General features: G+C 75.2%; 9 protein-coding genes and 1 pseudogene. 6 read left to right on the top strand and 4 right to left on the bottom strand.

Going from position 1 to position 10,544, the window contains the following annotated elements; genetic code table 11:
- Window positions 1-46: 46 nt before the first annotated feature.
- Window positions 47-967, bottom strand: coding sequence for a dihydrodipicolinate synthase family protein (locus tag HCN56_RS19285; RefSeq protein WP_167972877.1), 921 nt, complete (start codon window positions 965-967; stop codon window positions 47-49).
- 115 nt (window positions 968-1,082) lie between these two features.
- Between HCN56_RS19285 and HCN56_RS19280 the strand changes: the two genes are divergently transcribed.
- Both HCN56_RS19280 and HCN56_RS19275 read left to right on the top strand, forming a co-directional pair.
- Entirely contained in the window at window positions 1,083-2,141 is a 1,059-nt protein-coding gene (locus HCN56_RS19280) for a LacI family DNA-binding transcriptional regulator (protein ID WP_167972875.1), read from the top strand.
- A gap of 437 nt (window positions 2,142-2,578) precedes the next feature.
- Window positions 2,579-4,111, top strand: coding sequence for an AAA family ATPase (locus HCN56_RS19275; protein ID WP_167972873.1), 1,533 nt, complete (start codon window positions 2,579-2,581; stop codon window positions 4,109-4,111).
- A 253-nt stretch (window positions 4,112-4,364) separates the two neighbouring features.
- Here the strand turns inward: HCN56_RS19275 and HCN56_RS19270 are convergent, their stop codons facing one another.
- The gene (locus HCN56_RS19270; protein ID WP_167972871.1) at window positions 4,365-4,841 is read right to left on the bottom strand and encodes a DUF2267 domain-containing protein; all 477 of its coding nucleotides are present in this window, start codon (window positions 4,839-4,841) and stop codon (window positions 4,365-4,367) included.
- A 425-nt stretch (window positions 4,842-5,266) separates the two neighbouring features.
- Here HCN56_RS19270 and HCN56_RS19265 point away from each other — a divergent pair, with 425 nt between their 5' ends.
- Complete coding sequence (locus HCN56_RS19265; RefSeq protein WP_167972869.1) at window positions 5,267-5,629, top strand: ArsC/Spx/MgsR family protein; 363 nt, start codon at window positions 5,267-5,269, stop codon at window positions 5,627-5,629.
- A gap of 46 nt (window positions 5,630-5,675) precedes the next feature.
- Here HCN56_RS19265 and HCN56_RS19260 read toward each other — a convergent pair whose 3' ends face one another.
- On the bottom strand, window positions 5,676-6,587 hold the full coding sequence (locus tag HCN56_RS19260) for a Gfo/Idh/MocA family protein (protein WP_167972867.1): 912 nt from the start codon (window positions 6,585-6,587) through the stop codon (window positions 5,676-5,678).
- Between the two features lie 147 nt (window positions 6,588-6,734).
- On the opposite strand from HCN56_RS19260, the gene glnII reads away from it, so the two are divergent.
- Entirely contained in the window at window positions 6,735-7,754 is a 1,020-nt protein-coding gene (gene glnII / locus HCN56_RS19255) for a glutamine synthetase (protein WP_167972865.1), read from the top strand.
- 145 nt (window positions 7,755-7,899) lie between these two features.
- On the opposite strand, the gene HCN56_RS19250 is transcribed toward glnII, so the two are convergent.
- Window positions 7,900-8,310, bottom strand: coding sequence for a GlcG/HbpS family heme-binding protein (locus HCN56_RS19250; protein WP_167972863.1), 411 nt, complete (start codon window positions 8,308-8,310; stop codon window positions 7,900-7,902).
- A gap of 403 nt (window positions 8,311-8,713) precedes the next feature.
- Between HCN56_RS19250 and HCN56_RS19245 the strand changes: the two genes are divergently transcribed.
- Window positions 8,714-9,775: a phosphatidylinositol-specific phospholipase C domain-containing protein gene (locus HCN56_RS19245; protein WP_167972861.1), complete on the top strand. Its 1,062-nt coding sequence runs from the start codon at window positions 8,714-8,716 to the stop codon at window positions 9,773-9,775.
- 512 nt (window positions 9,776-10,287) lie between these two features.
- Window positions 10,288-10,544 (top strand): annotated as a pseudogene (locus tag HCN56_RS19240) (hypothetical protein); the annotation flags it as partial.

Genomic DNA, 10,544 nt, shown 5'->3' with positions numbered 1-10,544 from the left:
GCGGCGCGGCAGCGCGCCACCGGCTCCCGCCCGCCGCAGGCCGCGGTCAGATGAGCTCCGCGGCCTTCAGCGCCTCGGCGATCTCCTGCTCGGCCTCCGCGGAAAGGTCGATGAGCGGGGACCGCACAGTGGCGTGGGGCAGCACGCCGCGGGCCTTGAGCCCGAGCTTCAGCGCCACCGTCCCCTCCATGTGGGAGCCGCGGTGGTAGACCGACTTGGTGATCGGCAGCAGCCGGTCGTGCAGGGCGCGGGCCGCGGAGTAGTCGCGGGCCTTGCCGGCGGCGATCAGCTCGATCAGCGGCTCGGGCGCCAGGCCGCCGTAGCCGACGAGGGCACCGTCCACGTCGAACATGGTGTGGAGCAGGTACTCGTCGTGGCAGGTCAGGATCTGCAGCTCGGGGTGCTCCGCGCGGAGCACCGGGATCTCGGTGTCCCAGCGGCGCATGTTGCGCACGCCGTTCTTGGTGGCGAAGACGCCCGGCTGCGCGGCGATCTCCAGCTGCGTCTCCAGGTCGTAGCTGGCCTTGGTGACGTCCGGGTACTGGAAGAGGATCAGCGGCAGGCCGGACTCCTCGTGCACGACGCGGTAGCGGTCCTGCGGGGCGCCCTTCTGGAACCCGAACCGCAGCCAGCCGTGCGAGGGGTAGAGCAGGCCGGCGGCGGCGCCTGCGTCGACGGCGCGACGCGCCTCGTCGGCGGCAACGGCGGTGCCCTCGCCGGTGATGCCGGCGATGATCGGCGTGGCACCGTCCACGGCCTCGACCAGGGTGCGGATGACCGCCACCTGCTCCTGCTGCGTGAGGAAGGTGCCCTCACCCGCGTGCCCGAGGCAGACCAGGCCCTTGACGCCGTCGAAACCGGCGAGCCAGCGACCGTACGAGGCGAGCGCCTCGTGGTCCACGGCACCGTCGGGCGTGAAGGGTGTGACGGGAGCCGGGACGAGTCCGCGGAGGTCGAGATCAGTCATGGGGTACCCCCTTGTGGGAACGTTTGCGGGAACGTTTCGACACTATGACCGCAAGGATTCACGCGGGTCAAGAGCTCGGGCCGGATCACCTCGTGGTGGCGGTAGGCTCACCCGCATGGTGACCATTCGGGACGTGGCGAGAGCAGCGGGCGTCAGCACATCGACCGTGTCGCGGGCGCTCGACGAACGACTGCCGCGCTCGCGGAGCGCCACCGCCGAGCGGGTGCGCGAGGTCGCCCGCGAACTCGGCTACGTGCGCGACCCGTTGGCCTCGGGACTGCGGCGCGCGGGCACCAGCACCATCGGGGTCATCGTGCCCCGGCTGACCGACACCGTCATGGCGATGCTCTACGAGGAGATCGCCGCCGCCAGCGCCGAACGCGGCGTGTTCGCCGTCGTCGCCAGCACCGAGGACTCACCGGAGGCCGAGCGCCGCGCCGCCGACTCCCTGATGCGGCGGCGGGTCGACGGGCTCATCCTCACCACCGCCCGGCTCGACGCCGCCGACGCGCCTCCGGCCCCGCAGCCCGCCCCAGCGCCGGCCGCCCCCGAGGGGGCGGCGGCGCCCGCCCCGGGCCGCCCCCCGGTGCCGCGGGTGCTGGCACTGCGCACCGACGGCCTCCACCCCGCCTCCGTCGGCGACGACCTACTGGGGGCCCGCCTGGCCACCCGTCACCTCGTCGACCTCGGCCACCGCCGCATCGGCCTGGTCGGCGGGCCGGAGCACGCCTCCAGCGCCCTGCTGCGGCACCAGGGCCACCGCGAGGCGCTGCGGGAGATGGGCATCGAACCGGACCCCCGGTTGATGACCGGGGACTCCTTCTCGATGGAGGCGGGCGAGGCCGCCGGGCGGCGGCTGCTCGCCCTCCCGGACCCGCCGACGGCGATCTTCGCGGTCAACGACAACACCGCCATCGGCGTGCTGGCCGCGGCGCACCAGCGCGGGCTGCGGGTGCCCGAGGACCTCTCCGTCGTCGGGTACAACGACATCCCGACCGTGAGCCGGCTCCCGGTCCCGCTGAGCACGGTGCGGGTGCCGTTCGACCAGGTGGCGCGCGGTGCGCTGCGGCTGCTGCTGGAGGAGCGCGAGCCGGGCGGTCCGCCGCCGGTGCTCACCGCGACCCCGACGCTCATCCCGCGCGCCTCCTCCCGCCCGCCCCGCCGGCCGGCCTGAGGCGAGGGCGAGGGCGGCCGGGCGGTACGGCGGTCGGAGGCGGCCCCGGACAGGAACGGACACACCCCGGAACGCCCGCGGCGGGCGGGTCCGCGCCGCACCGTGCCCGAGGGCACGGTGCGGCGCGGACGGCGAGAGGGAGCGCCGCCGGACCGGGCGGGGCGACACGAAGCGAGGCGCTGGGCATCCGACCGCTGCCTGCCGGTCGCGGCGCAGGGGGCACCTCGATGCCACCCGGCCCGAAGAAGAACAGGCACCCCTGCGTGCACCCGGAGGGCTGCAACTCCGGCTGAGCGTGTCGCGCGCCCGCGCAGCACCACCCCCGCCCGGGACGACCTGCGGCCCGTGCGCCGACCCCGCCGCGACGTTAGGTGAACCATGATTCACGATGTATCGTGAATGAGGATTCACGTTCCCTACGTCCCGTGGGTGGTGCCATGTCCCTCGTCCCCGTTCCCGGCCATGTGCGGTTCCGCGACGAGGAGTGGGCCAAGCTCACCAGGTTCGCGGGGCACGACAGCGGGGCACTGCGCATCGGCGTCGTCTCCGGACGACGACGGTTGGGCAAGTCCTACCTGCTGCGGGCGCTCTGCGAGGCCATGGACGGGACCTATCTGCTGGCTGTGCAGGAGGACAGCCGGCCGGCCGCACAGGCTCGCGTGGTCGAGGCGGTCGCGCGTGCCAGGGGACTGCCGACGGAAGCGCTCCGGCTGGGTGACGACTGGGCGGCGATCCTGCGGCTGCTGCTGCAGTCACGCCCCGGGGCCGGCAGGGTCCCCCCGCTGCTGGTCCTCGACGAGTTCCCCTATCTGCTGCGGCACTCGCCGGAGCTGCCCGGCCTGCTGCAGTCGCTGTACGACGAGGCGCGTTACGAGTCCGGCGCGGGCCGCGCAGCGCTCCAGGGGGGCGTCATCCTGTGCGGATCGGCGTTGTCGGTCATGCACGACCTGCTCTCGGGGCAGCAGGCGCTGCGCGGGCGCGCCACACTCGATCTGCGGCTGGCCCCGCTGGACTTCCGTGCCGCCCGCGAGTTCTGGGGCATCGAGGACCCGCACACCGCCTTCCTTGTCGACGCCGTCTGCGGAGGGGTCCCCGGCTACCGGGTACTCGCGGAGCACGACGCGCCGCACAGCAGGACCGGCTTCGACGACTTCGCCGCCCGCAGCCTTCTCACGCCGGGTGGCCCGCTGTACTCGCGCACCGAGACCGAGTACCTGCTGCGCGAGGACCCGCGCCTTGACCAGCGCGCCACCTACTATCCGCTGCTCGGCGCCATGGTCGACGGCGCGACCACCCCCACCGAGATCGGCGGCCGCATCGGCAAGGAACGCTCGGCCACCGCACACGCCCTCGACGTGCTGGACGCGGCCGGATACGTCCGACGCGACCAGGACCTCCTCAAGAAGCGCTCCCCCTCCTATCTGGTGCCGGACCCGATGATCCGCTTCAACCAGGCCGTCACCATCCCCCAGACCCCCCTCATCGACGCCGGACTGCCCGAACGTGCCTGGAAGCAGGCCGGCCCCGCCTTTCAGTCGCAGGTCCTCGGCCCGCACTTCGAGCAGTTGGCGCGCGAGTGGACACGCCGCTGGGCACCGGACGAAGCCCCCGGCCTCGACTTCGGCTGGGTGGGCCGCACCGAGGTCGCCGACCCCACCGCCCGCACCAGGCACGAGCTGGACGTCGTCCTCCTGGGCCCCGGTGAGTCCCCCCGCCACGCCCACCGCACCATCCGCATGATCGGCGAGGCCAAGGCCACCGCCGCACCACGCGGAATCAAGGACCTCGAACGCCTCGACCACATCCGCGGCCTCCTCGCCCGCCAGGGCCATCACACCGAGGACGCCGTCCTCGCGCTCTTCTCCCTCCACGGCTTCTGGCCCGACCTCACCGTCCTCGCCGCCCGACGCGACGACACCCTCCTGATCGGCCTGCCGGAGCTCTACCGCCCTTCCGTCCCCGCTCGGTGAGGAGGAGCGGGCCTTCGCCTCGACCGTGCGCACGCGCCGGCCGGCCTGAGGCGGGGGCGAGGGCGGCCGGGCGGTCGGAGGCGGCCGAAGCGGACAGAAACAGACACGGCCCGTCGCCCGAAACGCCCACGGCGCCCACCCGCGGCAGCGGATGGGCGCCGTGCGGCTGCCCGTGGGCGGGCGCGTGGCCGGTGCCGCGCGCCCGCGGTACGGCCGCCGCCCCCGGGAGCGGCCGTCGAACGCGGTACGGCCCTCAGGCCGCGGAGGCGAGTTCGGGTCGGCCCACCAGCTCGGGACGGCCGAACAGCAGCGCGTACCCGGCGGGCAGCGCGGCGATGACACGGTCGAGCACCGGGCGGTCCGCGCCGCGCGCCACGATGTGCAGTACGGCGCCGACGTCCCAGCGGTTGGTGGCCGGGCTGCCGCCGCAGCGCTCGGTCAGCTCCTGCACGAACTCCCAGCCGGAGAGCGTGCGGGGGGCGGCGGTCGCCCGGGTGAGCAGCCGGGCGGCGGGCCCGGGCAGGCAGGCGGCGAGGTCGGCGCGGTCGGCGCGGCTGAGCTGACCGCCGAGCGCGGAGAGCACGCGGCGCACCGACTCCTCGGCGCGCTCACGGGTGGGGTAGGCGCCCTCGTACCGGACCTGTTCGAGGAACTGGTGGAAGGCGGCGGTGTCGTCGGAGGCGACGCGGACGGTGGAGGACTGGGCGGCGAGCGGGCGGGGGAGCGTCACAGGCGGTGCCTTTCGCGTCAGGACCGAGGCGGAAGTACGGGCAGCACGCGGATCACCGGGCGGAGCGCAGCGGGGAAGGGAACGCTCCTCCCTGCCGTCGCGTCACGCATGCCGGGACTCCGGCGGCTGACGGGCCGGCAGCGACGACGGCCATAACTCGTCGCTGCCCGCTGCGGACGGCGGAGAAACCACATGCGGGCGCGGTGCGGTCGACATCACACCGAGTGAGCCGACGGGGTAGTGCGCCGCGGCGGCCGAAAGGGCCAACTCCCCCTCTTCCGGGACCACACGGCCCCACAACGGACGGACAGAAGCGGGCGGCGGCGACAGCCAGTGACGGACGCCGTCCGGTTCGTCCCCCCGGGCGACGCGGCGGCCGCCCGTCCTGCCGCGGCAGGCCGCACCGCGGCGCGTAGCGTGGCGCCATGGAGATCTGGGTCAACCCGAAGTGCTCGAAGTGCCGTACCGCGGTGTCCCTGCTGGAGGCGGAGGGCGCCGACTACACGGTGCGCCGCTATCTGGAGGACGTCCCCTCCGAGGCGGAGATCCGCGCCGTCCTGGAGCGTCTGGGGCTGGAGCCGTGGGAGATCACCCGGACCCAGGAGCCGGAGGCCCGCGAACTCGGCGTCGGCGGCTGGCCGAAGGAGGCGACCGCCCGCGACCGGTGGGTGGCCGCGCTCGCCCGGCACCCGAAGCTGATCCAGCGCCCGATCATCACCGCCGACGACGGCACCGCCGTGGTCGGCCGGAGCGAGGCGGCGGTCCGGGAGGCCCTGGGCCGGCGCTGAGCGGCGGTGCCGTCCGGAGCGGGGGCGCCCCGGACGGCAGGACGGCTCAGGCCGACTCGCCCCGGGGCGACTTCGCGGGCAGCGACGCCTCGACCGCGGCGAGGATCTCGGTCACCCGGGCTCCGAACCGCACGTCGCACGCGTGCGGTTCGCCGTCGACCGCGCGCAGCAGCGCGTCCACGGCGTTGGCGAACGGCAGCTGGGGGTCGTTGCCGTGCCAGGCGGGCATCCGGGAGACGCCGGCCTCGCCGCGCACCTCCGCCAGCACCTCGGCGGCGGCCTCCGGCACCGTGTGACTGGTGGAGACGGTGGAGACGGCGCCCGAGGTGTGGCGGAGCAGGAACTGCACCGTGTCGCCCGGCCCGGCCTGGCCGCGCACCGCGTCGAGGTCCGCCACGTCGCCGAGGACCGGAAGCAGCATCGACAGCGCGTGCGGGCCCACGTCCCACAGCGCGCCGCGGTCGTGGCGCCACGGGGAGGCGGCGTAGGGGCTGTCCCCGCCGGCAAAGATGGAGGAGAGCCAGCGGGCGTCGCCGGTCCACCAGCCGTCGGCGGCCTGCTGCTCGGCGACCCAGCGGGCGGGGCCGTCGGTGAACCGCAGGGTGAAGTAGACGACGGACGCCACCCCCGCGGCGGTGACGGCGTCCACCAACTCCCGCGCCCCCTCGACGGAGGTGGCGATCGGCTTGTCCAGCAGCAGGTGCTTGCCGGCGCCGGCGGCGCGCACGGCGAGCGGCGCCTGGACGTCCGGGGGGAGGGCGATGGCGACGGCGTCGCAGTCGTCCAGCAGCGCGTCCACGTCGTCGTGGGCGCGGGTGCCGAGTGTGTCGGCCAGGTCACGGGCGGCCTCGGGGCGGCGCCCCCAGACCCCGGCCAGCTCCACCGAGGGGTGGGCGGCGAGGGCGGGCCCGTGGGTGCGGCGGGCCCAGGGGCCGGTGCCGAGCAGTCCGATGCGCATACGAGGTCTCTCCTGTTCGGCGGCCCCGCCGGCGGGCGGGGACGGTTACCTCTGTTTAACAGGCGGGCAACTGGCGGGAAAACCGGTGGCTGGATCGTGGCGGCAGCGTATCCGCACACCGCCCGCAAGGCCCCCGGAGGACCCGACGTGAGCTACAAGGCCGAGTACATCTGGATCGACGGCACCGCGCCCACCGCGAAGCTGCGTTCCAAGACGAAGATCGTGGCCGATGGCGTCGAGCCGCCGGAGTGGGGTTTCGACGGCTCCAGCACCAACCAGGCCGAGGGCCACGCCTCCGACCGCGTCCTCACGCCGGTGGCGGTGTACGCGGACCCGATCCGCGGCGGCGACGACAAGCTGGTGCTGTGCGAGGTGTTCCACACCGACGGCACGCCGCACGAGTCCAACACCCGGGCGCTGCTGCGCCCGGTGGCGGAGCGGTTCGCCGGGCAGGAGCCGCTGTTCGGCATCGAGCAGGAGTACACCTTCTTCGCCGGCGCGCGGCCGCTGGGCTTCCCCGAGGGCGGGTTCCCCGCGCCGCAGGGCGGCTACTACTGCGGCGTCGGCGCCGACGAGATCCACGGCCGCGAGATCGTCGAGGCGCACCTCGACAACTGCCTGAAGGCCGGGCTGGGCATCTCCGGCATCAACGCCGAGGTCATGCCGGGCCAGTGGGAGTTCCAGGTCGGGCCGCTCTCCCCGCTGGAGGTCGCCGACCAGCTGTGGGTGGCGCGCTGGCTGCTCTACCGCACCGCCGAGGACCACAAGGTCTCCGCGACGCTGGACCCCAAGCCGGCGAAGGGCGACTGGAACGGCGCGGGCGCGCACACCAACTTCTCCACCCGCGCGATGCGCGAGGGGTACGACGCGATCATCGCGGCGGCCGAGGCGCTCGGCAAGGACGGCAAGCCGCTGGAGCACGTCAAGCAGTACGGCGTGGGTGTCGAGGACCGCCTCACCGGCGCGCACGAGACGGCGCCCTGGGACCAGTACAGCTACGGCGTCTCCGACCGCGGCGCCTCGGTCCGCATCCCGTGGCAGGTCGAGCGCGACAAGAAGGGCTACATCGAGGACCGGCGCCCCAACGCCAACGTCGACCCGTACGTGGTGACGCGCCTCCTGGTGGACACCTGCTGCACCGAGCTGGAGTCGGCCGGTCTGGCCTGACTCCCGCGACGCGGCCCCGGCGGGGCCGCGTCCACCCTCCTGACGGCCGCCACCGGCCGCACCGCCCTCCCCCGGCGGACGCACCCGGTGGCGGCCGTCGGGCGTGCGGCGACCAGGCCCGGCGTGGGCCCCGCGTGGGAGGGCGTCAGAGAGCGTCGGCGGCGGCGTTCGCCACGGCGCTGTCCTGCTCACCGCTGCCGCCGCTGACCCCGACCGCGCCGACGACGCGCCCGCCGCGGCGCAGTGGCACCCCGCCGGCGAAGATCATCACGCGGCCGTGGTTGGAGGCGTCGATGCCGTAGAACTGGTCACCGGGGCCGGCGTTGTCCGCGAGGTCGGCGGTGCTGAGGTCGAAGGCCCGCGCGGTGAACGCCTTGTTGATCGAGATGTCGATGCTGCCGATCCAGGCGCCGTCCATGCGGACGTGGGCGACGAGGTTGCCGCCCGCGTCCACCACCGCGATGTTGCAGGGTTGGCCCGCCTCCCGCGCCGCCCGCTCCCCCGCGTCGATGACGCGCCGCGCGTCGTCGAGGGAGACCGTCTCGATGGTGATCATGCCGTCGCTCCTTCCGTGGGCGCCGCCGGGCCGGCGGTGAACCCCACCGGGCCGGCGCCGGGGCGGCCGCCGCCCGCGCCGCGGCCACCGTGACAGCGGCCGCGGCCCGACGGCCGGGCGGCGCGCCGCGCGGGGCCGGGCGTCAGCCGGGTGCCGGGCCCCCGGTCGAGCGGCCCCGGCCCCGGCCACCGGCCCCGGCCCGGGTGGCCGGCGGGCCACGGGCCCGGTCAGCCCGGCGTCCGGAGCCGTTGCGCGACGGAGGCCGCGCTTCGGCCGTTCAGGCGGCGGACACCGGCCGATCTCCTGACCGGCCCCCCGCAGTTCGCCCGAACTGCCCTATGGTGCAGGGGTTTTGACCAGTCCCGGGCCCCCTTACGGCCCGGCTCACCCCAGGGGTGGCTGCATGCGGAACTCCGCACGTACCCGGACGGTCCTGACGGGAACGACGCTGGCGGCACTGGCCGCCGTGCTCGTCCCCTCCCCCACCCAGGCGGCAGCGGCCGCCGACGTCACCGGCCCACTGCCGCACCCGTCGGTCACGACGGTCGGCGTGCACAACGCCTACGAGAAGTCGACCTTCCCCTACCTCGCCGACGCCCTCGACTCCGGCGCCGGCCTCGTCGAACTCGACGTCTGGACCAACTTCTTCGGCGGCACCTGGCGGGTGGCGCACGACAACCCGCTGGGCAACAACAACAACTGCGCCGACGCCGCCGCCGCCTCGCAGCTGCGCGGCGGCGCCCGCGACCACGGACTGGCGGGCTGCCTGCGCGACCTGCGGGCCTGGCACGACGCCAACCCCGGACACCGGCCGATCCACCTGAAGTTCGAGATGAAGGACGGGTTCGCCGCCAACCTCGGTCGCGGACCGGCCCAGTTCGACACGCTGGTGCGCCAGATCCTGGGTGACGCGGTCTACCGCCCCGGGGAACTGCTCGGGGCCCACCCGACCCTGGACGCCGCCGCCCGCGCCGGGGCCTGGCCGACGCGCGACGACCTCGCGGGCCGGTTCCTCATCCACCTCATCCCCGGCACCTTCGAACAGCGCAACCCCTTCGACACGCTGTGGACCGACGTGGAGTACGCACGCCACCTGCGCGACCTGGCCGCAGCCGGCCGCGCCGACCAGGCGACCGCGTTCCCCGCCGTTCTCGGCGCGGAGGCGGGCGACCCCCGCACCGGCCGCTACCAGGACGCCTCGCTGCGCCCCTGGTTCGTCGTCTTCGACGGCGCCGCCTCCTCCTACACCGGTCCGAGCATCGACACGGGGTGGTACGCCGCCAACAACTACGTCCTGGTGATGACCGCCGCCCACTCCGTGGCTCCGGCGATCGACAACCGGACCCCGACCGCCGCGCAGGCGCTCGACCGCGCGGCGCTGCTCGCCGGGCACCACGCCACCGTCCTGACCTCCGACTGGGCGACGCTCCCGGAGGTGCTGCGCACCACCCTGCCGCGCGGCTGACCTGCCTCACCGCTGCGCCGCCGCCGTCCGGCCACACCCCGCGTCCGCCCGCCCCGATCGCAGCGGGCGGACCGGGCGGCCGACCGGTGGGCGGGCATCGGGGGGTGCCCCGCCGTTGCCCGGGTAGTCCGGGAGCAGGCCCGGTGTGCCGGGCCCTGTCGTCGGCCCTCCCTCCGGAGCGGCCTCCGGCGTGGCGTGCCCGAGCGGCCCTTCCCCGGCGGTGGGCCGGTCCCCCGCCCGCTCCGGCGGCCGGTCCGACCGGCGCCGGGCCGGTGTCCGTGCGCCGCGCCCGTGCGCCGCGCACCGGTCGTGCGGCGGGACCGGGCAGTAACCCGGGACGGCGGCCACTCGTTCAGCCGAATGTGTCGACTCCTGCGAACCCCTCCCGACCCGACGGCCGCGTTCCCGGCGGCCGCTCCCCCGGCGCCCCCGCCCCCTTCCCCAGTGGTGCCGCGACCTCGGTGACCACGCGTCCCCGAGACGGCGGCACCGGGGGGCCGGGGCCGCTCGACATGGAGCAGGCCGAGGCCGCGATCGTCGAGCACTACAAGCGGCTCGTCCGGCTCGCCTACGTCGTCCTGCCGCCCTCGCTGGGCCGGCACCGCCGCGTGCTGACGGCCCACGCCGTCGCGCAACGCGCCCTGCCGCGCGACACGTCGGTGGCGGAGGAGGCGGCGGCCGTCCCCCGGCAGCGGGTCGGCCGCGGCCCCGCCGCCGACCCCGGCTACGCGCTGGTGCGGCTGCGCACCCTGCGGGAGGCGCTGGACAC

It is taken from the genome of Streptomyces lonarensis (assembly GCF_012033735.1).
Classification (GTDB): Bacteria; Actinomycetota; Actinomycetes; order Streptomycetales; family Streptomycetaceae; genus Streptomyces; species Streptomyces lonarensis.
This window is presented reverse-complemented; position numbering and strand designations above follow the sequence as displayed.

Coding starts and splice junctions, on each gene's coding strand:
- HCN56_RS19260 (WP_167972867.1), bottom strand. CDS start 6,587: ATGCGCATCGGACTGCTCGGCACCGGCCCCTGGGCCCGCCGCACCCAC.
- HCN56_RS19265 (WP_167972869.1), top strand. CDS start 5,267: ATGGAGATCTGGGTCAACCCGAAGTGCTCGAAGTGCCGTACCGCGGTG.
- HCN56_RS19250 (WP_167972863.1), bottom strand. CDS start 8,310: ATGATCACCATCGAGACGGTCTCCCTCGACGACGCGCGGCGCGTCATC.
- HCN56_RS19285 (WP_167972877.1), bottom strand. CDS start 967: ATGACTGATCTCGACCTCCGCGGACTCGTCCCGGCTCCCGTCACACCC.
- HCN56_RS19275 (WP_167972873.1), top strand. CDS start 2,579: ATGTCCCTCGTCCCCGTTCCCGGCCATGTGCGGTTCCGCGACGAGGAG.
- HCN56_RS19245 (WP_167972861.1), top strand. CDS start 8,714: ATGCGGAACTCCGCACGTACCCGGACGGTCCTGACGGGAACGACGCTG.
- HCN56_RS19280 (WP_167972875.1), top strand. CDS start 1,083: ATGGTGACCATTCGGGACGTGGCGAGAGCAGCGGGCGTCAGCACATCG.